At 73.0% G+C, this 22712-nt stretch carries 21 protein-coding genes; 13 read left to right on the top strand and 8 right to left on the bottom strand.

Annotated elements, in window-relative coordinates; all coding sequences use genetic code 11:
• The first annotated feature begins 287 nt into the window (after positions 1 to 287).
• The 4 genes from ACZ3OF_RS10255 (at position 288) to ACZ3OF_RS10240 (ending at position 3912) form a co-directional block, all read left to right on the top strand.
• Positions 288 to 872, top strand: coding sequence for a suppressor of fused domain protein (locus tag ACZ3OF_RS10255; RefSeq protein ID WP_361668532.1), 585 nt, complete (start codon positions 288 to 290; stop codon positions 870 to 872).
• Positions 873 to 1094: 222 nt separating this feature from the next.
• Positions 1095 to 1733, top strand: a complete 639-nt coding sequence (locus tag ACZ3OF_RS10250) for a DUF6758 family protein (protein ID WP_361668534.1) — start codon at positions 1095 to 1097, stop codon at positions 1731 to 1733.
• 133 nt (positions 1734 to 1866) lie between these two features.
• A complete protein-coding gene (locus tag ACZ3OF_RS10245; protein ID WP_361668536.1) occupies positions 1867 to 2727 on the top strand; it encodes a PHP domain-containing protein in 861 nt (286 codons plus the stop codon).
• A gap of 579 nt (positions 2728 to 3306) precedes the next feature.
• Positions 3307 to 3912: a MarC family protein gene (locus ACZ3OF_RS10240; protein WP_361436347.1), complete on the top strand. Its 606-nt coding sequence runs from the start codon at positions 3307 to 3309 to the stop codon at positions 3910 to 3912.
• Between the two features lie 90 nt (positions 3913 to 4002).
• Here the strand turns inward: ACZ3OF_RS10240 and ACZ3OF_RS10235 are convergent, their stop codons facing one another.
• Positions 4003 to 4155 carry a hypothetical protein gene (locus tag ACZ3OF_RS10235; protein ID WP_086024648.1) on the bottom strand — a complete coding sequence of 51 codons (153 nt, stop codon included), beginning with the start codon at positions 4153 to 4155 and terminating at the stop codon, positions 4003 to 4005.
• 182 nt (positions 4156 to 4337) lie between these two features.
• Here ACZ3OF_RS10235 and ACZ3OF_RS10230 point away from each other — a divergent pair, with 182 nt between their 5' ends.
• Complete coding sequence (locus tag ACZ3OF_RS10230) at positions 4338 to 5264, top strand: NYN domain-containing protein (RefSeq protein WP_361436349.1); 927 nt, start codon at positions 4338 to 4340, stop codon at positions 5262 to 5264.
• A gap of 20 nt (positions 5265 to 5284) precedes the next feature.
• On the opposite strand, the gene ACZ3OF_RS10225 is transcribed toward ACZ3OF_RS10230, so the two are convergent.
• Together ACZ3OF_RS10225 and ACZ3OF_RS10220 are read right to left on the bottom strand one after the other, a co-directional pair.
• Positions 5285 to 6181, bottom strand: coding sequence for an alpha/beta fold hydrolase (locus ACZ3OF_RS10225; RefSeq protein WP_467303968.1), 897 nt, complete (start codon positions 6179 to 6181; stop codon positions 5285 to 5287).
• A 95-nt stretch (positions 6182 to 6276) separates the two neighbouring features.
• Positions 6277 to 8427, bottom strand: a complete 2151-nt coding sequence (locus ACZ3OF_RS10220) for a DEAD/DEAH box helicase (protein ID WP_467304438.1) — start codon at positions 8425 to 8427, stop codon at positions 6277 to 6279.
• Positions 8428 to 8915: 488 nt separating this feature from the next.
• On the opposite strand from ACZ3OF_RS10220, the gene ACZ3OF_RS10215 reads away from it, so the two are divergent.
• The gene (locus tag ACZ3OF_RS10215; RefSeq protein ID WP_361668542.1) at positions 8916 to 9695 is read left to right on the top strand and encodes a ferritin-like fold-containing protein; all 780 of its coding nucleotides are present in this window, start codon (positions 8916 to 8918) and stop codon (positions 9693 to 9695) included.
• A 188-nt stretch (positions 9696 to 9883) separates the two neighbouring features.
• Here ACZ3OF_RS10215 and ACZ3OF_RS10210 read toward each other — a convergent pair whose 3' ends face one another.
• From ACZ3OF_RS10210 to ACZ3OF_RS10195, 4 genes are all read right to left on the bottom strand, one after another.
• Positions 9884 to 10153, bottom strand: a complete 270-nt coding sequence (locus ACZ3OF_RS10210) for a hypothetical protein (protein WP_361436357.1) — start codon at positions 10151 to 10153, stop codon at positions 9884 to 9886.
• Between the two features lie 204 nt (positions 10154 to 10357).
• A complete protein-coding gene (locus ACZ3OF_RS10205) occupies positions 10358 to 10585 on the bottom strand; it encodes a DUF3107 domain-containing protein (RefSeq protein WP_352193002.1) in 228 nt (75 codons plus the stop codon).
• A 119-nt stretch (positions 10586 to 10704) separates the two neighbouring features.
• The gene (locus ACZ3OF_RS10200; protein ID WP_361609768.1) at positions 10705 to 11364 is read right to left on the bottom strand and encodes a TetR/AcrR family transcriptional regulator; all 660 of its coding nucleotides are present in this window, start codon (positions 11362 to 11364) and stop codon (positions 10705 to 10707) included.
• Between the two features lie 147 nt (positions 11365 to 11511).
• Positions 11512 to 11727, bottom strand: coding sequence for a hypothetical protein (locus ACZ3OF_RS10195; RefSeq protein WP_361668545.1), 216 nt, complete (start codon positions 11725 to 11727; stop codon positions 11512 to 11514).
• Between the two features lie 135 nt (positions 11728 to 11862).
• Between ACZ3OF_RS10195 and ACZ3OF_RS10190 the strand changes: the two genes are divergently transcribed.
• The 7 genes from ACZ3OF_RS10190 (at position 11863) to moeZ (ending at position 21040) form a co-directional block, all read left to right on the top strand.
• Positions 11863 to 12903 (top strand): alpha/beta fold hydrolase, encoded by a 1041-nt coding sequence (locus ACZ3OF_RS10190; protein ID WP_467303962.1) that lies wholly within the window; start codon positions 11863 to 11865, stop codon positions 12901 to 12903.
• 416 nt (positions 12904 to 13319) lie between these two features.
• The gene (locus ACZ3OF_RS10185; RefSeq protein ID WP_467303960.1) at positions 13320 to 14402 is read left to right on the top strand and encodes a DUF3152 domain-containing protein; all 1083 of its coding nucleotides are present in this window, start codon (positions 13320 to 13322) and stop codon (positions 14400 to 14402) included.
• Positions 14403 to 14656: 254 nt separating this feature from the next.
• Positions 14657 to 16279 (top strand): DUF3492 domain-containing protein, encoded by a 1623-nt coding sequence (locus ACZ3OF_RS10180; protein WP_361668552.1) that lies wholly within the window; start codon positions 14657 to 14659, stop codon positions 16277 to 16279.
• Positions 16280 to 16292: 13 nt separating this feature from the next.
• Positions 16293 to 17921, top strand: a complete 1629-nt coding sequence (locus ACZ3OF_RS10175; RefSeq protein WP_467303957.1) for a hypothetical protein — start codon at positions 16293 to 16295, stop codon at positions 17919 to 17921.
• A 156-nt stretch (positions 17922 to 18077) separates the two neighbouring features.
• A complete protein-coding gene (locus ACZ3OF_RS10170) occupies positions 18078 to 19037 on the top strand; it encodes an NAD-dependent epimerase/dehydratase family protein (protein WP_361668558.1) in 960 nt (319 codons plus the stop codon).
• Positions 19025 to 19798, top strand: a complete 774-nt coding sequence (locus ACZ3OF_RS10165; RefSeq protein WP_361668560.1) for a spherulation-specific family 4 protein — start codon at positions 19025 to 19027, stop codon at positions 19796 to 19798. Before ACZ3OF_RS10170 ends, ACZ3OF_RS10165 begins: the two co-directional genes overlap by 13 nt.
• Positions 19799 to 19861: 63 nt before the next feature.
• Positions 19862 to 21040 carry an adenylyltransferase/sulfurtransferase MoeZ gene (moeZ, locus tag ACZ3OF_RS10160; RefSeq protein WP_361668562.1) on the top strand — a complete coding sequence of 393 codons (1179 nt, stop codon included), beginning with the start codon at positions 19862 to 19864 and terminating at the stop codon, positions 21038 to 21040.
• 55 nt (positions 21041 to 21095) lie between these two features.
• Here the strand turns inward: moeZ and ACZ3OF_RS10155 are convergent, their stop codons facing one another.
• Positions 21096 to 22667, bottom strand: coding sequence for an alpha/beta hydrolase (locus tag ACZ3OF_RS10155; RefSeq protein WP_467303954.1), 1572 nt, complete (start codon positions 22665 to 22667; stop codon positions 21096 to 21098).
• Between the last annotated feature and the right edge of the window lie 45 nt (positions 22668 to 22712).

The following is a 22712-nucleotide window of genomic DNA, read 5'->3' as shown; positions in this document are numbered from 1 at the left end:
GCAAAGGCGAAGTGCTCTTCCGTCGTGCGAGATGCCGGGTGACGGTGGGCGGACCGGGTGCGGAAGGCCTCAGATCACCGGGAGGAACGCACCGGGCTCAGGTGCGGGGCGGAAGAGCGGTTGGTACTGCCCGATCGACTTCGATCCACGCAGCCCCACCTCCTCCAGCCGGTCCCCCTTGGGGGATGACGAGTTGGTCGGGAGTACCGACCAGCGGCCAAGACTATCAGCCGACAGAGGGTCAATCCCTTCCATTGCCCGTTTCCCACGCGCTTTATGCTCGCCGCATGGGAGAAGTTCTTGCTCTGGTCGAGGCCCGGCTGCGTTCGGCGCTCGGTGAACCGGACGCGCGCGCCGCGGTGACGTTTCTCGGTACGGACCGGATCGAGGTGCTCCGCTTCATCGACGGCGACCTCGTGCGGTACGTCACCCTCGGCATGTCCGCGCATCCGATGACCGACCCGACGGCCGCGCTGGCCGATCCGGTGAAGGGCCCGCGCGCGGAGCTGGTGCTCTCGGTACGCGCGGGGCTCGCCGACACCGACAAGGTGCTGCGCCCGCTCGCCGTGCTCGCGTCCACCCCGCAGGTCGAGGGTGTCGTCGTGGCCGCCGGCGCCTCGCTCGACGTGGGTGAACCCCTCTGGCCCGGGGCCCCGTTCAGCTCGGTGCTCGTCGCGGAGCCGGGCGGCCTGGTGGAGGATCTGGACCTCGACGACCCGATGGATCCCGTGCGGTTCCTGCCGCTGCTGCCGATGACGTCCAACGAGGCCGCGTGGAAGCGGGTGCACGGGGCGGACGCGCTCCAGGAGCGCTGGCTGACCAACGGCACGGACCTGCGTGACCCGCTGCGGCGTTCGGTGGCGCTGGACTGACCGGTGGGGCGCGTTCGGTGGCGGAGGGGTGGTCGGTACGGGTGTGGCCGTCGGGAGCGGTGCGCCCGTCGGTAGCGGTGCGGCCATCGATACCGGTGCGGCCATCGGTGTGCCGCGGGGCCGACTTGGCGCCGCCGGCGTCTATCACTCGGGGTGAACTGGTCGGGCCGGACGGGTGATCGTCCTTGACGCGGGCGCGGAGGGGTAGGACCGTTGGGCTCTATGAGGGGCGAACCCAGTTGCCCGAAGTGCGGTGGCCGGGTCAGGGCGCCCGGTCTTTTTGCCGATTCTTGGCAGTGCGACGTGCATGGTTCGGTGCACCCGCTGCAGCCCGTGATCCCGCCCAGCGTCGAGGCCCTCGGTGTGGTGGTGCACCGGGCACAGGTGCCGGTCTGGATGCCGTGGCCTCTACCCGTCGGCTGGCTCTTCACCGGGGTCGCGTACGCCGGTGACGATCGCAGTGGCGGACGCGCGACCGCCGTCGCCTGCTCGGGACCCGGGCCGTTGGGCGGGATCGGCGAGCTGCTGCTCGTGGCGGAGGAGCTGGGCGTCGGACTCGGAGCGCGGTACGCGGGGATCGACGGGCCCGACCCCGGTCCCGGGATGGCCATCGACAAGCCCGCCCAGACCAAGGTGCTCGCCGCGGGGCGACCGACACCGCTCTGGCACGTGAACGGGACCCCGCAGGACCGGGCGGTCTTCGCGGGTGAGGCGCGTGGCCTGTGGCTGTGGGCGATCGTGTGGCCGGAACAGTCGGGACTGCTGATGTACGACGAGCTGGTGCTGACGGACCTGCGGGACGCGGGCGCGGAAGTGGAACTGCTGCCGTGCGGGGCGCTGACGCCGCGTCTGCTGTCGTAGCCGGGGACAGGGGGTTTGGGGATCCAGGAGTTCCAGGGGTTCCAGGGGGCCGAGGCCGGGCGGGTGAGGTCGGATGCGCCCGTTATGCTGGAGCGTCCCCTTCGTCCGTCCCTGAGCCCTGGAGCAACGCGTCGTGCGCATCGACCTGCACACCCACTCCACGGCGTCGGACGGTACGGACACCCCGGCGGAGCTGGTCCGCAACGCGGCGGCGGCCGGACTGGACGTCGTCGCCCTCACGGACCACGACACCACGCGCGGGTACGCGGACGCGATCGCGGCGCTGCCCGAGGGGCTGACGCTCGTCACCGGCATGGAGCTGTCCTGCCGTGTGGACGGGGTCGGTCTGCACATGCTCGGGTACCTCTTCGACCCCGGGGAGCCGGAGCTGGCCGCCGAGCGCGAGCTGGTCCGGGACGACCGGGTGCCGCGCGCGCGGGCGATGGTCGGCAAGCTCCAGGAGCTCGGCGTCCCGGTCACCTGGGAGCAGGTCGCCCGCATCGCGGGGGACGGCTCGGTCGGCCGCCCGCACGTCGCGGAGGCGCTGGTCGAACTCGGCGTCGTACGGGACGTGTCCGGGGCGTTCACGCAGGAATGGCTGGCGGACGGGGGGCGGGCGTACGTGCGGAAGCACGAGATCGACCCGTTCGAGGCGATCCGTCTGGTCAAGGCGGCCGGCGGTGTCACGGTCTTCGCGCACCCGGCGGCGGTCAAGCGGGGCGAGGTCGTCCCGGAGTCCGCGATCGCGCGTCTCGCGGAGGCGGGCCTCGACGGCATCGAGGTGGACCACATGGACCACGACGAGGCGACGCGGGCGCGGCTGCGAGGGCTGGCCAAGGAGCTCGGGCTGCTGACCACGGGGTCCAGCGACTACCACGGCAGCCGGAAGACGTGCCGCCTCGGTGAGCACGTGACGGACCCCGAGATCTACGGCGAGATCACCCGCCGCGCCACGGGCGCCTTCCCGGTGCCCGGCACAGGCGGACGCCCCTAGCCCGTACCGGGCGCACTGGGCCCCTCGGTCGCTCACGACCCTCCCGGCGAGCCCGCTGAAGGCCTCTCGCGAGGCCGGGCCGGGTCCGTTCCGCACGGCCGCCGGCAGCCCCTGCCGGAAAGCCTCCGACGGTGGCGGTGCCCCGACTCGGGTCCGGCTCGCGCCGAGCCGAGTCCGCCCGGTCGGTTCCGGTCCCAAGGCCCTCGCCGGGACGCCCGACGACCGGCGCCGGACCCACCCCGCCGGAACCCAGCCCCGACAGGGCCTGACCCGGCCGGCAGGGCCGGGCTCCGCAGGATTCCGACTCCCGGAGGGGATCCGGACCCGCAGGGCCCGTTCTCCGCAGGGACCAGGCCTCCGCCAGAGACCCGGCCCCGGCAGGGATCCGAGTCCGCAGGGCCAGGCCTCCGCAGGGATCAGGCCTCCACAAAATTCCGATCCCGGCAGGGATCGGGGCCCGCCGGGCCCGGATCCCCGTCGGGCCCGGATCCCCGCAGGGCCCGGTCCGTCGCCGCCCCACGCCCACCGGGGCGCCCCCCCCGACCACCCACTCGTACACCCCACCACGCAAGGCACACCGTGTTCGACGTCGCCGTATTCGGCTCGCTGTTTCTGACCCTGTTCGTGATCATGGATCCGCCCGGGATCACCCCGATCTTCCTCGGCCTCACCTCCGGCCGCCCCGCCAAGGTGCAGCGGCGCATGGCCTGGCAGGCCGTTGCCGTGGCCTTCGGTGTCATCACCGTCTTCGGGATCCTCGGGCAGCAGATCCTCGCCTATCTCCACGTCTCCGTACCCGCCCTGATGATCGCCGGCGGTCTGCTCCTCCTGCTCATCGCGCTCGACCTCCTCACCGGCAAGACCGACGAGCCCAAGCAGACCAAGGACGTCAACGTCGCCCTCGTCCCCCTCGGCATGCCGCTCCTCGCCGGGCCCGGTGCGATCGTGTCGGTGATCCTCGCCGTGCAGCACGCCGACGGTGTCGGCGCGCAGGTCTCCGTCTGGGCCGCGATCGTCGCCATGCACGTCGTCCTCTGGCTGACCATGCGCTACTCGCTGCTGATCATCCGTGTCATCAAGGACGGCGGCGTCGTGCTCGTGACCCGGCTCGCCGGCATGATGCTCTCCGCCATCGCCGTGCAGCAGATCATCAACGGCGTCACCCAGGTCATCCAGGGCGCCTGACCCGCAGCCCCCGCACGCCACTGCGCCCCCGTACGGATTCCGGTGTTCACGGAGTCCGTGCGGGGGCGCGGTGCGTCTGAGCGGTGCCTGTTATGAGGCCGAGGTCTCGGCCGGGCGGATCCAGATGCGCTGGCCGATCGAAGCGGCCTGCTGCACGATCCGGTTGACGGAGGCGGCGTCCACGACGGTCCGGTCGACGGGCGTGCCGTCGATGTCGTCGAGTCGCAGGATTTCGAAGCGCATGGGCTTCTCCCTTCGTCTGGAGTTGATCCTCCTGTTGGAGAACTGTGGTACGTGTTACGACATGTCCAACGGGATGCATCCTGCAAACATTCCCTACGCTAAGGAAATTTTTTGGATGGCTAACTACTAAGTCGTAGGGGACGTTGGCGGGAACCGCCCGAGCGGCGGAGAATGAGCCGCGTATGAACGACGCAGAGCTTTCTCCCACGCCGCCCCGCGACCCCGTCCACGACCTGCGCGACCGCCTGGAGCACACCAATGAGCTCCTCCGGCGGATGCTGGCCGAAGTGGCGAAGACCCCCTCGACCCATGCCATCTTCGTCGACGCCGGTTACGTCTATGCTGCGGCGGGGTTGCTTGTGGCGGGCACCGAGGACCGGCGCTCCTTCGACCTCGACGCCGAGGGACTCATCGAGGCCTTCATCGACAAGGCCCGCACGATCTTCGCGGACAGCCGGCTGCTGCGCGTCTACTGGTACGACGGCGCCCGGCGCCGGATCCACACCCCCGAGCAGCAGACCATCGCCGAACTCCCCGACGTCAAGGTCCGGCTCGGCAACCTCAACTCCAACAACCAGCAGAAGGGCGTCGACTCCCTCATCCGCTCCGACCTGGAGTCCCTCGCCCGGCACCGCGCCATCAGCGATGCCGCGCTCGTCGGCGGCGACGAGGACCTCGTCCCGGCCGTCGAGGCCGCCCAGGGCTACGGGGCCCGCGTCCACCTCTGGGGCATCGAGGCCGCCGAAGGGCGCAACCAGGCCGAGCCGCTGCTCTGGGAGGTCGACAGCCGCCGCACCTTCGACCTCGACTTCTGCCGCCCGTACGTCACCCGACGCCCCGTCACGACGTACGAGAACGAGGGTGAGCCGCCGCCCTCCCGCGAAGAGGTCCGCTTCGTCGGCGCCCAGATCGCCGCGGTCTGGCTCGCCGAACGCGGCGGCGACGCGATGGCCGAGCTGCTGCCCGGACACCCGTACCTGCCGGGACCCGTCGACCAGGACCTGCTCATCGAGGCGGAGAAGCTCCTCAGCCGCTCGCTGCGCGGGCACGCGGCCCTGCGCAGAGCGCTGCGCGACGGCTTCTGGCAGCACCTCCAGGCGCAGTTCTAGCCGCGGTACCGACAGCCGTACTAGCCGCCGGCGCGTTCGTCGGCGGCTCCCGCCCTCGCGTCCACGTGGTCCCAGAACGCCGCCAGGCGCGCCGCCAGCTCCTCCGGATGCGAGACATTGGGGGAGTGGCCCGCGCCCTCGAGCACCGTGTGGTGCGCGCCCACGTTCGTCGCCGCCGCGGCCAGATGCGGCACCGGCCAGACCATCTCCTCCGCGCCGTACGCGATGTGCACCGGCAGCGTCAGCGCGGCGAGCCGTGCCGTACCGTCCGGGTCGCGCAGCAACAGCCGTCCCGCGCCCGCCAGTTGGGCGATCCGGGTGGCCATCCAGCGCCGCCGCAGGAACCGCACGATCTCCGGCGGGTCGGCGCTCTCCGGCTCCTCGCCGCGGCTGTCCAGCCAGCGCGTCGCCAGCCAGACCCGCTCCTTGGGCAGCAGGGCGAGCGCACCGCGCAGCGCCCGGACCCTGATCCGCTGCGGGCGGGCGACCCGGCCGGGTCCCGAGGAGAGCAGGGTCAGCGAGCGGAACGCGGCGGGCGCGAGCTCCGCCGCGGCCCGGGCCACCAGTCCGCCGAAGGAGTGGCCGAGCAGATGCACCGGTCCGTCGCCGAGCGCGGCGGCCTGCGCCACCACGTCGAGGGCGAGGGCACGGCGGCTGTAGGCGTGGCGCCCGCGGGGCCCGGGGGTCTCGTGCTGGCCGCGACCGTCGACGGCCACGGCGCGGAAGCCGTCCGAGCCGAGGGGGCCTAGCAGCGCGAGGAAGTCCTCCTTGCTGCCGGTGTACCCGGGCAGCAGCAGCACCGTGCCGCGGGTCTCGCCGTCGGGTGCGGTGTCCAGGACGGCGAAGCCGCCGCGCGTGGTCTCCAGCCGGTAGGCACGGGTGCGGGGTGGCAGCGCCAGGGACCGGGGCTTGCTCATAGAGGGACTGTAACCGCTGTTCAGCGGCGGCCGGACGGCACAGTGGCCCGGTCCCTGGGGAGGGACCGGGCCACTGCGGAAGGTGCGACGGCGCGTCAGCCCTCGGGCTGCGCGGCCGCGGCCTTCTTCGTCGTGCGACGGCGGGGGGCCTTGGGGGCCTCGGCGGTCTCGGTGGCGACGGTGGCCTCCGCCGGAGCGGCGGCTGCCTTCTTCACCGTACGGCGGCGGGGTGCCGTCTTCGGCTCGGACGCGTCCGGGGCCTCGGCGGCGACGGCCTTCTTGGCCGTCCGGCGGCGCGGGGCCTTGGGGGCCTCCTCGACGGCGGGCTCGACGGCCGGGGTCTCGACCGCGGGGGTCTCGACGGCCTCGGCGGCGACGGCCTTCTTGGCCGTACGGCGACGGGGGGCCTTCTTCGGCTCCTCGACGACCTCGGCGATGGCGGGGGCCGCCTCGACGACCTCGACGACCTCGGCCGCGACGGCCTTCTTCGCCGTGCGGCGGCGGGGGGCCTTCTTGGGCTCCTCGACGGTCTCGGTCACCGGCTCGGCGACCTTGGCGGCCGGCTTCGCCGCCGCGAGGGCGGCGGCCGCGGTCTCCACGGTCTGGAAGGTGACCGTCTCGGCCTCGGGCTTCACGATGCGCGTACGACGGCGGCGCGGGGCCGCGTTCGGGGCTTCGTCCACCGGCTTGGCCTGCGCGACCACGGAGACCGGAGCCGCGGCGGCGGGGGCGGGAGCCTCCACGACCGGGGCGACGGCAGCGGCCGGGGCGACGGGCGCGGACGCGTGGGACGCGACCGCACCGGCCGTGGCACGGGTGCGACGACGGCGGCGAGGGGTGCGCGGCTCGGCCGCCGCGTCCTCGGTCACCGCGGCGGCGACGGCGGCCGGGGCCTCGGTCGCCGTGCTCGTCGTTGTCGTCTCGACCGTCTCGTCGAGCGTGGAGCCACCGCGGGTACGGCGACGCTGGCGCGGGGCGCGCGTACGGGCCGGACGCTCCTCGGCCACCGGGGCGGCCTGCTTGGCGCCACGGCCACCACGGCCACCGCGTCCGCCGGGCTCGCCCAGGTCCTCCAGCTCCTCCGCGCCCAGACCCGCACGGGTCCGCTCGGCGCGGGGCAGGACGCCCTTGGTGCCCGCCGGGATGTCCAGCTCCTCGTACAGGTGCGGGGAGCTGGAGTACGTCTCGACCGGCTCGTGGAAGTCCAGCCCGAGCGCCTTGTTGATCAGCTGCCAGCGAGGGATGTCGTCCCAGTCGACCAGGGTGACGGCCGTGCCCTTGTTGCCCGCGCGGCCGGTGCGGCCCACGCGGTGGAGGAACGTCTTCTCGTCCTCGGGCGACTGGTAGTTGATGACGTGGGTGACGCCCTCGACGTCGATGCCGCGCGCGGCGACGTCGGTGCAGACGAGCACGTCGACCTTGCCGTTGCGGAAGGCGCGCAGCGCCTGCTCACGCGCGCCCTGGCCGAGGTCGCCGTGGACCGCGCCGGAGGCGAAGCCGCGACGCTGCAGCTGCTCGGCGATGTCGGCCGCCGTGCGCTTCGTACGGCAGAAGATCATCGCGAGTCCGCGGCCGTTGGCCTGCAGGATGCGGGAGACCATCTCCGGCTTGTCCATCGAGTGCGCACGGAAGACGTGCTGCTTGATGTTGGCGACGGTCACGCCCTCGCCGTCGGGCGAGGTGGCGCGGATGTGCGTCGGCTGCGACATGTAGCGGCGGGCGAGACCGATGACCGCGCCCGGCATGGTGGCCGAGAACAGCATGGTCTGGCGCTTCGCCGGAAGCATGTTCATGATCTTCTCGACGTCGGGCAGGAAGCCCAGGTCGAGCATCTCGTCGGCCTCGTCGAGGACGAGGGCCTTGACGTGGGACAGGTCCAGCTTGCGCTGGCCCGCCAGGTCGAGCAGGCGGCCCGGGGTGCCGACGATGACGTCGACGCCCTTCTTGAGCGCCTCGACCTGGGGCTCGTACGCCCGGCCGCCGTAGATGGCGAGCACGCGGACGTTACGGACCTTGCCGGCGGTCAGCAGGTCGTTGGTCACCTGGGTGCACAGCTCGCGCGTGGGGACGACGACCAGGGCCTGCGGGGCGTCGGTCAGCTGCTCGGGCTTGGCCCGGCCGGCCTCGACGTCCGCGGGGACGGTGACGCGCTCCAGGAGCGGCAGGCCGAAACCGAGGGTCTTGCCCGTGCCGGTCTTGGCCTGGCCGATGACGTCGGTGCCGGAGAGGGCGACCGGAAGGGTCATCTCCTGGATGGGGAAGGGGGTCACGATGCCGACGGCTTCGAGCGCCTCGGCCGTCTCGGGAAGGATCCCGAGCTCTCGGAAAGTCGTAGTCAGGGTGCTGCCTCTTCTGTGAGACGCGGCGCGAGGCGAACGCTGGGGGTCGTACCGTGCCGATTCGCTTCCGACCGGATCGAGGAAAGGATCACAGTCGGGTGGCGCGGGACCACTGCCGTCGCTCGAGCGTCGTGCCGCTTGAGGGACCCTCCTGCGGGTGCGCGGGGAGGGCTGTCGGGTCGGAGCCAGTCGGGCCACCGACCGGGCATCCTCATTCATGAGTCGGCCCACCGAGTACGTCCGAACGTGCGAAAACTTGTCCGCATACTCAGCAGGCGCTTTACCACTGTACCCCGGATTCGCGCATGTGTGTTGGGAGAATTGATGATGAGGGCGCGGTCACAGTGACTGACCAGCGCCTTGAGCGCGCCGGGGAGCGGGCTATTGTGCGCTTCATGGAGACGCCTGACAACGCCACGCCCGCCGAAGAGAACGCGGAAGCGACCACGGAAGAGACCGCCGAAGGGCTCACCGGGATCGCAGCCCAGGACTGGGCCACCGCTTCCGCCGAGCCGCAGTACCGCGCCGCGGTCGTCGACCTGCTCGGCGCGCTGGCCTACGGCGAGCTCGCCGCCTTCGAACGGCTCGCCGAGGACGCCAAGCTCGCGCCGACCCTCGCGGACAAGGCGGAGCTGGCGAAGATGGCCTCCGCCGAGTTCCACCACTTCGAGCAGCTGCGCGACCGGCTCGCCGCCGTCGACGCGGAGCCGACGGCGGCGATGGAGCCGTTCGCCAAGGCCCTGGACGACTTCCACCGTCAGACCGCGCCGTCGGACTGGCTGGAGGGCCTGGTCAAGGCCTATGTCGGTGACTCGATCGCGAGCGACTTCTACCGGGAGGTCGCGGCCCGGCTCGACTCCGACACGCGGCGGCTCGTGCTGTCGGTCCTCGACGACACCGGCCACGGCAACTTCGCCGTCGAGAAGGTGCGCGCCGCGATCGAGGCGGACCCGCGCGTCGGCGGTCGGCTCGCACTGTGGGCGCGCCGGCTGATGGGCGAGGCGCTCTCGCAGGCCCAGCGGGTCGTCGCCGAGCGCGACGCCCTCTCCACGATGCTCGTCGGCGGAGTCGACAGCATGGCCGCCGGCTTCGACCTGGCCGAGGTCGGCCGGATGTTCTCCCGGATCACCGAGGCGCACACGAAGCGTATGGCCGCGCTGGGCCTGGCGGCGTAACCCCGCCACCGGTCACGCCACGACCGGTCCGTCACGCCACGACCGGTCCGTCACGCCACGGCCGGTCGGTCACGACACGACCGGTGGCGTCACCACCGGACAAGCGCGTCGGCGGCCCCGCGGTTCAGGCCGCGGGGCCGCCGACGTGTGTTCCGTGGAGGCTCCGGTACGTGGCGGGTGGGCGCTGTTCACGCCGCCGCTGATCGGCGCAGACGGCGCGTGGCCGGGCGGATCAGCAGCGAGAGCAGGACCGTCGCGATCGCCACGGCCCCGATGAGCGTCGCCAGGGCGTGGCCCGGGCCGAGCGCGCCATGGGTCACCAGGGCGCCGAAGACGGCGCCGAGCGTGCCCGTGGTGAGAACGACCCCTCGTGCGGGGAGGCGGTCGGGCAGCCGGTGCACGGCCGCCCAGGCCAGGGCGAGTCCGAGCAGGGCGGAGCCGAGGGCTTCCAGGAACACGGGATCACCTCGCGTGCGGTGCGGGGCGGGACATTCGGTCGTAGGCGGTCCTACCCGGGCCGACTCCGACGCAATCCTCCTCGCCCGCCTCACCTGCACCTTCGGCCCGCATCCGCGCACCGCGCCGGACCCGGAGCCCACCCGGACGGACGAAGGGCCCGGCGGATCGAATCCGCCGGGCCCTTCTCCTGTGCTCCGTACGTCTCAGAGCGCGCCGAAGCCCACGCGGCGCACCGCCGGCTCGCCGATCTCCACGTACGCGATCTTGTCGGCCGGGATCAGGACCTTGCGGCCCTTCTCGTCCGTGAGGCTGAGCAGCTGCGCCTTGCCGGCCAGCGCGTCGGCCACCGCGCTCTCGACCTCCTCGGCGGACTGCCCGCTCTCCAGAACGATCTCCCGGGGTGCGTGCTGCACGCCGATCTTGACCTCCACGGCTATGTCCCTCCGAACGGTCAGCGTTGCGCGTCTCCCGCGCCGTACGCTGCACACATTAGCCCGGTGAGGCGATCCGTACGGCGCACCGGCGGAACGCCAGGAGCGAACACGCGGGCTCAGCGGCCGTCGTTGAGCGGCTGGCCGTCCGTCGGGTGCAGCGGGAAGCCGGCGATACCGCGCCACGCCAGCGAGGTCAGCAGCGCCACCGCCTTGTCGCGCGGGATGGCCGACTCGCTGGAGAGCCAGTAGCGAGCGACGACCTGCGACACACCGCCCAGGCCCACGGCGAGCAGCATGGACTCGTCCTTGGACAGGTCGGTGTCCTCGGCGATCACGTCGGAGATCGCCTCGGCGCACTGCAGGCTGACCCGGTCCACGCGCTCGCGCACGGCCGGCTCGTTGGTCAGGTCGGACTCGAAGACGAGCCGGAACGCGCCGCCCTCGTCCTCCACGTACGCGAAGTACGCGTCCATCGTGGCCTCGACCCGGAGCTTGTTGTCCGTCGTCGACGCCAGCGCCGTGCGCACGGCCTGGAGCAGCGACTCGCAGTGCTGGTCGAGCAGGGCCAGGTAGAGCTCGAGCTTCCCCGGGAAGTGCTGGTAGAGCACCGGCTTGCTGACACCCGCGCGCTCCGCGATGTCATCCATCGCTGCGGAGTGGTACCCCTGGGCGACGAACACCTCCTGGGCCGCCCCGAGGAGCTGGTTCCGTCGGGCTCGGCGCGGCAGGCGCGTGCCCCGAGGGCGTGCTGCCTCTGTCTGCTCGATGGCTGTCACGCCGCCTCCCAAAAATCGATCCATGCGCTGTGTGGCGCCGCGCCCGCCATCGTACTTTTGGGTAACCCGGCTGTGCGCGGTGCGGACGCAGAATTTCACGGACCGGACGTCGAGGGCGATAGGCGATCCAACATTAAACCGAACGAATCAGCGGTAGTCGTCCTCGTCGAGCGCGACGACACGTGCCTGTTCGGACGAGTCCGCCTCGTTCGCGGAGTCCCGTTCGACATGGGTGTGCCGCTCGTCCTCGCGCTGCTGCACTTCCGCGCGCTGCTCGGCCGCGTCGGCCTCAGGGATTTCCTCGTCGAGCACGTCGTCCTCTTCCTCGGCGAATGTGTCCGGCTCGTTCGGATCGACAGTCATGCGGATTCCTTCCAGCATGCGGGTCCTCTCCGATGGCCCTCTCTATGAGCGTAGGAGCACACTCCGCGCGGCGCACCCGAACCTGTGACGCCACACACACACGCCCCCGCGTGATCGTCTCGTAATATTGCGGCCATGTCGTCGACCGAGCTGCCGGAGACCCGGACCGCCGCCGCACCGTCCTCGTCGCGGACCCGCGCCGTACGGGTCGCCGACGGCGAGAAGCTGCGCTCCGTGACACTGCCCGGGCTCACGCTCACCGTCCGCGCGCGCCCCGGCGATCGGCCGGGACTCGCGCCCGCGCTCTACGTCCACGGCCTGGGCGGCTCGTCCCAGAACTGGTCGGCGCTGATGCCGCTGCTCGCCGACCTCGTCGACGGCGAGGCCGTCGACCTGCCCGGCTTCGGCGACTCCCCGCCGCCCGACGACGGCAACTACTCGGTCACCGGACACGCCCGGGCCATCATCCGGTTCCTCGACGCCTCCGGCCGCGGCCCGGTCCATCTGATCGGCAACTCGCTCGGCGGAGCCGTCTCCACCCGGGTCGCCGCCGTCCGCCCCGACCTGGTCCGCACCCTCACCCTCGTCTCGCCGGCCCTGCCCGAGCTGCGCGCCCAGCGCACCGCCTGGCCGACCGTGATCCTGGCCATGCCGGGCGTCGCCCCTCTCTTCGCGAAGCTGACCAGGGGCTGGACGCCGGAGCAGCGGGTCCGCGGGATACTCGCCCTCTGTTACGGCGACCCCGGCCGGGTCTCGGACGAGGGCTTCCGGCACGCCGTGGAGGAGATGGAGCGGCGCCTGGAGCTCCCGTACTTCTGGGACGTGATGGCCCGCTCCTCGCGCGGCATCGTCGACGCGTACACGCTCGGCGGTCAACACGGTCTCTGGCGGCAGGCCGAACGGGTGCTGGCGCCGACGCTGCTCATCTACGGCGGCCGTGACCAGCTCGTCTCGTACCGGATGGCGCGCAGGGCGGCCGCCGCGTTCCGCGGTTCGCGCCTCCTGACCCTCCCGGACGCCGGGCACGTCGCCATGATGGAGTACCCCGAGACGGTCGCGCAGGCCGTACGGGAACTGATCGAACTGAACGAACAGAGCGACGACCGCGTAGAGAACGCAGAGAAGCGCGGCGACAGCGGCGACACAGGCAACAGCGGCGACAGTGGCGGGAGCTGATCCGGGGCGTGGGACGACATAGTAGGAAGGGACCCGCGCCCGCTCCTCCCGCGGATCCGGGGCGGCGGGAAGCCGCGGGTCAGGGGACGGGACGCCGAAGGCGCGCACAGGGCGGCGAGGACACGGGCCCCCAGGAGCGGTACCAGGAGCCGCGACGGGGCACGCACCCCTCGGATCCGTACGCCCAGGGGGCCCGCGGACAGCAGACCGGCAACACCCAGGGCGGCCATGGGCCGGGCCCGAATACGTACGGGCAGGGTTCGTCCGGATACGGGCAGGGATCCGGCCCGTACGGGGCGGCGCCGAGCACCTACGGACAAGGGCCCAGCACCTACGGGCAGCGACCCGGCGCGTACGGGGCGCCGCAGCCCGGCCCGCGCGGTCAGGGCGGCGGCCGTCCCGTCTGGGACACGCCGATGCACGGCACCCCGGTCTACACCGCCCCCGTCGACACGGCCGTACGGGGCGGGCACCCCGAACACGCCGACACGGCCCCCCGGCCGCCCGAGCGCTACGGCGACCGGCCGGGCATCCGCGGGAACGCGCCGGACGAGGCCCGGGCCACCGAGACCACCGGGCGCACCCCCTTCATCCCTGCCCCGCGTCGGGAGCGCGACCCCGAGACCCTCCCCGACGACGTTCCGGAGGAGCTTCCCGAGGAGCCGCCGGCCAAGACGGGCGGCATGGGCCGGGCGTTGACCGGCATCGCCGCCGCAGCCGTCACCACGGTCCTCGCCGTCGTCGTGGCCGGGCAGGTCACCGACCAGGGCTCCGGAACCGCCGTCGCCCGCTCGGCGGAGGGGCCCACGGACCGGGCCGTCGACAAGGGCGGTGCGTCGCGCTCCGACCAACGGCCCGCGCCCCCGAAGGCGGCGCCCGCCGCACCCGCCAAGCCGCCCACGTACGAGCAGTTGATGGCCCGTCAGTTCCCCATCGACCCCAAGTTGAAGGGCTCGGGCGAGTTCGAGGCCGTGGGCGGCTTCGAGAAGGCGCCGGGCAAGGGGCGCAAGATCCGGTACCGGGTCGACGTGGAGAAGGGGCTCGGGCTCGACCCGAAGCTCTTCGCCGAGGCCGTGCAGAAGACCCTGAACGACGAGCGCAGCTGGGCCGGCAAGGGCGCCATGACCTTCGAGCGGATCTCCAGCGGGGACCCGGAGTTCGTGATCACGCTCGCCAGCCCCGGCACCACCGGTGTCTGGTGCGCGAAGTCCGATCTGGACACCACCGTCGACAACGTGTCCTGCGACTCCGCGTCCACCTCCCGCGTGATGATCAACGCGTTCCGCTGGGCGCAGGGGTCGGACACCTTCGGCGCGAAGGCGATGTTCGCCTATCGCCAGATGCTCATCAACCACGAGGTCGGACACCGGCTCGGTCACGGCCACGTCAGCTGCCGCACGCCCGGCTCCCTCGCGCCCGTGATGCAGCAGCAGACCAAGTCCCTGGACGTCGAGGGCATCAAGTGCCGCCCCAACCCCTGGGTGCATCCCGGGAGTTGAGGAGTCCCCGGGAGGCTCCGCGGGCGACGCCGTCCGGCGCCGCCAGGAGCTGGCCGCAGCATGACTCCGTGTGATCGAAACGCCCCGTAGCGCGACGGAACGCGACCGGGGTGTGAAAGTTACGTGTATTCACCCCTTCCGGTGGCGCGACGGACAACCGTCCGTCGCGCCACCGGTACATCCGCTTACGTTCTTCCCGCTGCGAGTCGCCGGACCACGGTGGCCGGGAGTCAAGCGAGATCGGGGGTGTACTCATGCGGATCGGACTGCTTACGGAGGGTGGTTACCCGTACGCCACGGGTGAGTCCAGGCTCTGGTGCGACCGGCTCGTGCGCGGGCTCGTGCCGCACGAGTTCGACGTGTACGCCCTCAGCCGCAGCGCCCGGCAGGAGGAGAGCGGCTGGGTCGACCTCCCCCCGCAGGTCCGGCGCGTCCGCACGGCCTCGCTCTGGGCCCCCGAGGACGACGGCCACACCTACGGGCGGCGCGAACGGCGCCGCTTCGCCGAGCACTTCGGCGCGCTCGTGACCGGCGTCTGCGCCGAGGACGACACGACCGCCGCGCGCTGCTTCGCCGACGGACTCTACGGACTGGCCGAACTCGCCTGCGAGCGCGGCGGCCTCTACGCGGCCCTGCGCTCCGAACTCGCCGTCCGCACCCTGGAGTCCGCCTGCCGTGCGCCCGGCGCACGCCGGGGCGTGGCCGACGCCACCGTGCCCGACTACCTCGACACCGTCGACCAGCTGGAGCGTGCCCTGCGCCCGCTGTCGCTCGACTGGTACGGCGAGGACGGCCTCGGCGCCGTCGACCTCTGCCACGCCGCGTCCGGCGGCTCCGCGGCCCTGCCCGGCCTGTTGGCCAAACGCTTCTTCGGCACTCCGCTGCTGGTCACCGAGTACGGCGTCCAGCTGCGCGCGCACTACCTCGCCGCCACCGAGGCGCCCCGGTCCGCTCCCGTCCGTGCGCTGCTCGCCGCCTTCCAGGGCCGGCTGGCCGGCGAGGTCTACCGGCAGGCCGCGCTCCTCACCCCCGGCAACACGCACGCCCGGCGCTGGCAGGAACGGTGCGGGGCCGACCGCGCCAAGCTGCGCACGGTCTACCCGGGCATGGAGATCGAGCGGTTCACCGAGGTCGGCGAGGACGAGGAGAGCGGTGACCCGGCGACCCTCGTCTGGGTCGGCAGGGTGGAACCCGCCAAGGACCTGATCGCCCTGCTGCACGCATTCGCGGAGGTGCGCAAGGCCCAGCCGGACGTACGGCTGCGGATCATCGCCGCGCCCGTGCGCGAGCCCGGGGCCGACGCGTACGTCGCCCACTGCAAGGCGCTCGCCGCCCAGCTCTTCCCCGACGAGGCGCCGGGGGCGCACGCCGTCGGCGAGAACCCGGTCTCCTTCGAGGAGATCGGCGGGCCGGAGGCGCCGACGCTCGCCGAGGCGTACGCGGCGGGGGCGGTCGTCGTCCTCTCCAGCGTCGTGGAGGGGTTCCCGATCAGCCTGGTCGAGGCGATGTTCTGCGCGCGGGCGACGGTCTCGACGGACGTCGGCGCGGTCGTCGAGGTCATCGGCGGCACGGGACTCGTCGTGCCCCCGCGCAATCCGCGGGCGCTCGCGGACGCGTGCCTGGCGCTGTTGCGCGACCCCGAGCGCCGGTACCGGCTGGGGGCGGCGGCACGGGCCCGCGCGCTCGAACTCTTCACCGTCGAGCAGAACCTGGCCGCGTTCCGCGGCATCTACCTCGAACTTCTCTCCCACTCGCCGGTGCGCCGCCGCGCCGCGGACGGCATCCCCTTCGCGAACCCGGCCGAGGCGTACGTCCCGGGCACCTGGGCGGACCAGCCCGTGAGCGCGACCAGCGGATCGGGAGACCCCGATGCCTGAAGGAGGCACCCCCATGCGCGGCCCCGCCGCCCCCACGACCCCCGGCCCCTGGGACTCCCGCTCCGAGGCGCTCCTCGAGACGAAGGCCCTGACGGTGGCCGTGACGGTCTCCGTCACGGCCACCGAAGCCCCCGAGAGGCCGGCCCCCCTGGGACACGGGACCGACGCGGGACACGAGGGCTCCGCCACGGTGGCCACGGGAACGGGCACGGCCACGGGAACGGGGTCGGGTTCGGGGGCGACCTGCCGCCCCGACCCCGGCGCCGGGGCGTGGCGTCCGGAGGCGCTCGCCCCCGGAACCACGCCCCCCGCGGCGCCCCTGTCGGGCGGTGAGGGCCTCGACCTCCGGTCGCCAGGGGGCGCGCGCCGGACCCCCGACCCGCAGCCCGGTGCCGTCCCTGGCCCGCGCACCGAGGACGTCCGCCCGCAGGGCGACCCGCCCACCGCTCCCGCGCCGGAGGCGTTCGACGCCCGGGGCGCCACGCCCCCGGAGGCCACGGTTGCCGCGCACCCGCGGGACGGCGCCCCGGAGGCCGCTCCGGGCCCGGGCGCCGTGGCTCCCGATGCGGTCGGCGACGGCCCGCCGAAGCCCGCCCGGCGGGGCCCCGCCGACCCCGTCAAGGCGCTCATGCACCGGCACCGGGAGCTGTGCGAGCGGGCCGTCGACCCGCTGGAGATCGCCGCCGGGCTCGAAGCGCACGGCGTCACCGACCGGACCGCCGCCCGGTTCCGGCACCGGGACGTCTTCTCGCTCGCCGAAGAGCTGTACGCGCGCGTGCCGCGTGGAACCGGGGCGCCCGCGCGCCCCGCGCCGGAGGGCGAGGCGCACGCCGGGTGGGCCGGGTGGACCCTGGCCGCCCTGGCGCCCGGCGCCGTCACCGCCCTCACCGTCACCGGACTCGCGCTCACAGAAGGGCCCGTGCGCCTCGCCGTCGGCGCGGCCGGGGCCCTCGGCCTGGCCGCCGCGCTCGCCGTCGCCGTACGGCGCGGCCCCCTGCGCGCCGCCGGCCGCACCGTCCCCGCCGCCCGCGTCTGGACCCTCTGGCTCCTCGCGTACGCGCTCGGCGGGGACGGTCTCCTCCAGGCGACCCTCACGGGCGGACCCGACGGAGCCTGGCCCGTCACCCCCGCCCCCCTCCTCGGCCTCGCCCTCGCCGTCGCCCCCGCCGCCTGGTGCGCCCGGCTCTTCGCCACCAGGGCCCGCCGCAGGCTCGCCGCCAGCCGTGGCCTGGAGGACTTCGCCGCCGGCACGCGCCCGGTGCTCCTCGCCACCGTCGCGCTCCATCTCGCCGCCCTCGCCGGCCTGCTGACCCTGACGGGGTTCGCCCCCGGCGCCCTCGCCCTCGGCACCCTGCTCCTGCTCGCCCGGCTCCTCACCGTCCACGGCTTCCCCGAGACCGCCGCGAGCGGCCTCGCCGCCGCCTGCGCCGCCGAGGCCCTCGCCCTCGCGAGCGTCCTCGCGGGCCGGATCCCCGGCGCCGACCTCCTCGCCGCCCCCGTCCGCGCCCTCGTCGACACCTGGGGCCCCGGAGCCGTACCCGCCCTCGTCTGCGGCGGCGCGGCGCTCGGCCTCCTCGCCCACGCCACCGCCACCCTCTCCCGGGCCTCGGCCCACGCCCAGGCTCCGGCCCCCGCCCCCTGATCAGGCCGGACCGGCACCAGACCCCCTGAACCCCGGCGCACCCGCGGAGCCGACGCCGCGGGCGCACCCACCGCGCAGGACCCCATCCCAAGGAGACGAAAGAGACATGACCTCCCAACTTCCCGCAACGGCCGGTCGGCACGAAGGGGCCGCACGATGAGGGTGCTACTGCTCGGAGCCAACGGATTCCTCGGACGTTTCGTCGCCGACCGGCTGCTCGCCGACCCGGCCGTGCACCTCACCGCCCTCGGCCGGGGCGACGACGCCGACGTACGGTTCGACCTCGCCGGGGGCAGCCCCGGCGCCCTGACCCGCTTCCTGGACGCCGTCCACCCCGGAGTCGTCGTCAACTGCGCCGGCGCCACCCGCGGCGGAGCCCGTGACCTGACGCGGCACAACACCGTGGCCGTCGCCACCGTCTGCGAGGCCCTGCGTCGCAGCGGCTGCGGCGCGCGGCTCGTCCAGGTCGGCTGTGCCTCGGAGTACGGTCCCTCCCAGCCCGGCTCCTCCACCGCCGAGGACGCCGTGCCCCGCCCCGGCGGCCCGTACGGCGTCTCCAAGCTCGCCGCGACCGAACTCGTCCTCGGGTCGGGACTCGACGCCGTCGTCCTCCGGGTCTTCTCCCCGGTCGGCCCCGGCACCCCCGCCGGCTCCCCGCTCGGCCGCCTCGCCGAGGCCATGCGCCGCGCCATGCAGGCCGGCGACGGCGAGCTCAAGCTCAGCGGCCTCGGGGTCCAGCGCGACTTCGTCGACGTCCGCGACGTCGCCCGCGCCGTCCACGCGGCCTCGCTCTCCGCCGCCCAGGGCGTCGTCAACATCGGCACCGGACGTGCCGTCAAGCTCCGCGACGCCGCAGCCGTCCTCGCCAGGGTCGCGGGCTACGGGGGCACCCTGCACGAACTCGACGGCCCACCCCAGCGACCCGTCATCGGCGCCCCCCGCACCGAGAGCATCGCCGAGCAGCTGGCCGCCGCGCCCTACCCGTACCCCGACGGCTGCGGCAGCTGGCAGCAGGCCGACGTGCGCACCGCCCGCGACCGGCTCGGCTGGCGGCCCCGGATCAACCTCGAGGAATCCCTCGCCGACATCTGGATGGAGGCGGCATGCCGCATCTGACCACCCCCACGACGACCGTCGGCGCCGTCCAGGAGCAGGAGATGGGCGTCGGCGTCCCCGGCTACGCCCACCCGCTCCTCGCCCGCGTCGAGTGGGCGGAACTGGCCCGCCCCGGCACCCCCCTGCACTGGGCCGTGCTCAACGTCGCCGAGGGGCCGGGGGACCGGCCCGACCCGCACTGTCTGGAGGCGGCGGGCCGGCTCAAGAACGCGCGCGTGAGGGTGCTCGGGCATCTGGACCTCCGCCACGGCTCGCGCGCCTTCGGCGAGATCGTCTCGGACGCCCACCGCTTCCTCGACTGGTACAAGGTCGACGGCTTCTATCTGGACCGCTGTCCCACGGACCGGGCCGACCTGCCCGAGGTGAGGCGCCTCACGGCGACCCTGGAGGCGGCGCTCGACGGCGAGGCGCATCTCGTCCTGAGCCACGGCACCCATCCGTACCCGGGCTATGCCGAGGCCGCCGACCAGCTGGTCACCTTCACCGGGGCGTGGACGGACTACCGCTGGTCGCAGGTGGCCGAGTGGACGGCCGAGTACCCGCCGGAGAAGTTCGTCCATCTCGTCCACGGGGTGCCGCGCAGCCACCTCGACGAGGCGATGCGGATCGCCCGCTGGCAGGGCGCGGGCACGATCTTCTTCACCGATCACACAGGTCAGGCCGGTCACGCCGACCGGTTCGGACAGACCGGTGCGTTCCAGACTCTGCCCGGCTACTGGGACGAAATCGTCTCGCGCATTGGACCGGGTGTCTCGGAATGAGAAGGGCCGTGGCAGTGTTACGGGGAGAACAACCGTACTGACATACCGACCAACGGAGTCCCCGTGTCGCTGCCACCCCTGGTCGAGCCGGCTGCCGAGCTCACCGTAGACGAGGTCCGCAGGTACTCCCGCCACCTGATCATCCCGGATGTCGGGATGGACGGGCAGAAGCGGCTGAAGAACGCCAAGGTGCTCTGTGTGGGCGCCGGTGGCCTCGGTTCGCCGGCCCTCATGTACCTGGCCGCGGCCGGTGTCGGCACGCTCGGCATCGTGGAGTTCGACGAGGTCGACGAGTCGAACCTGCAGCGCCAGATCATCCACAGCCAGGCGGACATCGGCCGCTCCAAGGCGGAGTCCGCCAAGGACTCGGTCCTCGGCATCAACCCGTACGTGAACGTGATCCTCCACGAAGAGCGGCTCGAGGCCGAGAACGTGATGGACATCTTCAGCCAGTACGACCTGATCGTCGACGGCACGGACAACTTCGCCACGCGCTACCTCGTCAACGACGCGTGCGTGCTGCTGAACAAGCCGTACGTCTGGGGCTCGATCTACCGCTTCGACGGCCAGGCCTCCGTCTTCTGGTCCGAGTACGGCCCCTGCTACCGCTGCCTCTACCCGGAGCCCCCGCCGCCGGGCATGGTCCCGTCCTGCGCCGAGGGCGGCGTCCTGGGCGTGCTGTGCGCGTCCATCGGCTCCATCCAGGTCACCGAGGCGATCAAGGTCCTGGCCGGCGTGGGCGACCCGCTGGTCGGCCGGCTGATGATCTACGACGCCCTGGAGATGCAGTACCGCCAGGTGAAGGTCCGCAAGGACCCGAACTGCGCGGTCTGCGGCGAGAACCCGACCGTCACCGAGCTCATCGACTACGAGGCCTTCTGCGGCGTCGTGTCGGAGGAGGCCCAGGAGGCGGCGCTCGGCTCGACGATCACTCCCAAGCAGCTCAAGGAGTGGATCGACGAGGGCGAGAACATCGACATCATCGATGTCCGGGAGGTCAACGAGTACGAGATCGTCTCGATCCCCGGCGCGCGGCTGATCCCGAAGAACGAGTTCTTGATGGGCACCGCCCTCCAGGACCTGCCGCAGGACAAGCGGATCGTCCTGCACTGCAAGACGGGTGTCCGCAGTGCGGAAGTCCTCGCCGTGCTCAAGTCCGCGGGCTTCGCGGACGCGGTGCACGTCGGCGGCGGCGTGATCGGCTGGGTCCACCAGATCGAGCCCGAGAAGCCGGTCTACTAGGACGCGAGACCCTGTGAGGAAGGGCCCGGACCTGACATCAGGTCCGGGCCCTCTCTCATGCCCCGCTGCGCGCCGTCCCGCTGGAACAGCGCTTGCCGTACGCCGGGACCTTGCCGTCGAGCAGGTAGGCGTCGACCGTCTTCGTCACGCAGGAGGACGTGCCGTACGCGCCGTGCCCCTCGCCCTCGTTGCTGACCAGGATGCCGACGCCGGCGCCCAGCTCCCTCGCCATCCGCTCGGCGCCCTCGTAGGGGGTCGCCGGGTCACCGGTCGTGCCGACGACCAGGATCGGCCCGGCACCGGGGGCGCTCGCGTCCGGGTCGACCCGCTCGCCCTTCACCGGCCAGTCGGCGCACCAGCCGGCCGTGTCCCAGGCCAGGAAGGCTCCGAAGACCGGCGAGAGCTTGCGGAACTCGGGGAGCAGGGCCTTCGCCTGCGCGCTCGTGGGGCGTTCGCTGGAGTCGGCGCAGGAGATCGCCCGCTGCGAGTGGGACTGGGTGCCGTAATGGCCCTTCTCGTCCCGGTCGTTGTACCAGTCGGCGAGGCGCAGCAGCTCGGAGCCGTCGCCGCGCTCGGCCTTCTCCAGGGCGGAGGTCAGCAGGGGCCAGTTGCTCTGCGCGTACAGCGTGATCGCGATGCCCGTGACGGCAAGGCCCTCGGTCAGCCTCCGGTCGCCGACGCGCAACGGCTCCCGGTCCAGCCCCTCCAGGAGCCGGACGGTCCGGGCGGTCCCCTCCGCGGAGCTCACGCCGGTGCTCTTGAAGTAGTTGTCCAGGGCCCGCTGGAAGCCGATCGTCTGGTTCCGGGCGTGGCCCGTGCCGTCGGCCGTGGGGTCGACGACCGCGTCGAGGACGGTCCGGCCGACACGCGACGGGAAGAGATGGGCGTAGGCGGCGCCGAGCTGGGTGCCGTAGGAGATGCCGAAGTAGTTCAGCTTGTCGTCGCCCAGGACGTGCCGGATCAGGTCCAGGTCACGGGCGGTGTTGCTGGTCGTGGTGTGCGGGATGACCGTGCCGGAGCGGCGGGCGCAGCCGGCGCCGAAGGAGGCGCCGTCCTCGACGAACGCGGCCTCCTCGGCCGCCGTGTCCGGCGTGACGTCCGTACCGAACTCGGCGGCGGCCAGCTCCTTGTCGTCCCGGCACACGACGCCGGCGCTCCGCGCGACGCCGCGCGGGTCGAAGCCGACGAGGTCGTAACGGCGGTTCAGCCCGCCGTACTCCTGGGCCGCACGGGGGAGGATGTCGACGCCCGAGGCGCCCGGGCCGCCGAAGTTGAAGAGCAGCGAGCCGATCCGCCCGCTCTTGTCGCGGGCCTCCTTGCGGATCAGTGCGATCTCGATCGTCTCGCCGTCGGGCCGGTCGTGGTCGAGGGGGACCCGGACGTCGGCACAGCGCCAGTCGGCGCCGGGCTTCTCGCCGCCCTCGGGCGCCGCGCAGGGCTTCCACGAGGGGCGCTGGCCCGTGAGCGAGGCGGGGAGCGTGCCCGGGGGCGAGGAGGGGGGCGAGGCGGCCCCCCGCGACGGCTTGCCGTCGGTGGACGGCCGTGCCGTATCGCCTGAGGGGCTCGTACAGCCGGCGGCCAGCAGCCCGGTGACGGCCAGAGCGGCCACCCGTATCCGTATGGACATGTCGCGCAACCCCCGTGATCCGTACCGGAAGCCGCCATCCTAGGC

The organism is Streptomyces sp. NPDC022552 (genome assembly GCF_055561875.1).
The sequence above is the reverse complement of the archived record's forward strand: the minus strand, read 5'-3'. Positions and strand labels throughout refer to the sequence as shown.

Excerpts from the sequence above, each read along its gene's own strand:
- ACZ3OF_RS10255 (WP_361668532.1), top strand. The coding sequence starts at position 288 with ATGGGAGAAGTTCTTGCTCTGGTCGAGGCCCGGCTGCGTTCGGCGCTC.
- ACZ3OF_RS10180 (WP_361668552.1), top strand. The coding sequence starts at position 14,657 with ATGCGGATCGGACTGCTTACGGAGGGTGGTTACCCGTACGCCACGGGT.
- ACZ3OF_RS10185 (WP_467303960.1), top strand. The coding sequence starts at position 13,320 with ATGCACGGCACCCCGGTCTACACCGCCCCCGTCGACACGGCCGTACGG.
- ACZ3OF_RS10175 (WP_467303957.1), top strand. The coding sequence starts at position 16,293 with ATGCGCGGCCCCGCCGCCCCCACGACCCCCGGCCCCTGGGACTCCCGC.
- ACZ3OF_RS10215 (WP_361668542.1), top strand. The coding sequence starts at position 8,916 with ATGGAGACGCCTGACAACGCCACGCCCGCCGAAGAGAACGCGGAAGCG.
- ACZ3OF_RS10250 (WP_361668534.1), top strand. The coding sequence starts at position 1,095 with ATGAGGGGCGAACCCAGTTGCCCGAAGTGCGGTGGCCGGGTCAGGGCG.
- ACZ3OF_RS10220 (WP_467304438.1), bottom strand. The coding sequence starts at position 8,427 with ATGACCCTTCCGGTCGCCCTCTCCGGCACCGACGTCATCGGCCAGGCC.
- ACZ3OF_RS10235 (WP_086024648.1), bottom strand. The coding sequence starts at position 4,155 with ATGCGCTTCGAAATCCTGCGACTCGACGACATCGACGGCACGCCCGTC.
- ACZ3OF_RS10190 (WP_467303962.1), top strand. The coding sequence starts at position 11,863 with ATGTCGTCGACCGAGCTGCCGGAGACCCGGACCGCCGCCGCACCGTCC.
- ACZ3OF_RS10165 (WP_361668560.1), top strand. The coding sequence starts at position 19,025 with ATGCCGCATCTGACCACCCCCACGACGACCGTCGGCGCCGTCCAGGAG.
- ACZ3OF_RS10155 (WP_467303954.1), bottom strand. The coding sequence starts at position 22,667 with ATGTCCATACGGATACGGGTGGCCGCTCTGGCCGTCACCGGGCTGCTG.
- ACZ3OF_RS10170 (WP_361668558.1), top strand. The coding sequence starts at position 18,078 with ATGAGGGTGCTACTGCTCGGAGCCAACGGATTCCTCGGACGTTTCGTC.
- ACZ3OF_RS10225 (WP_467303968.1), bottom strand. The coding sequence starts at position 6,181 with ATGAGCAAGCCCCGGTCCCTGGCGCTGCCACCCCGCACCCGTGCCTAC.
- ACZ3OF_RS10195 (WP_361668545.1), bottom strand. The coding sequence starts at position 11,727 with ATGACTGTCGATCCGAACGAGCCGGACACATTCGCCGAGGAAGAGGAC.
- ACZ3OF_RS10230 (WP_361436349.1), top strand. The coding sequence starts at position 4,338 with ATGAACGACGCAGAGCTTTCTCCCACGCCGCCCCGCGACCCCGTCCAC.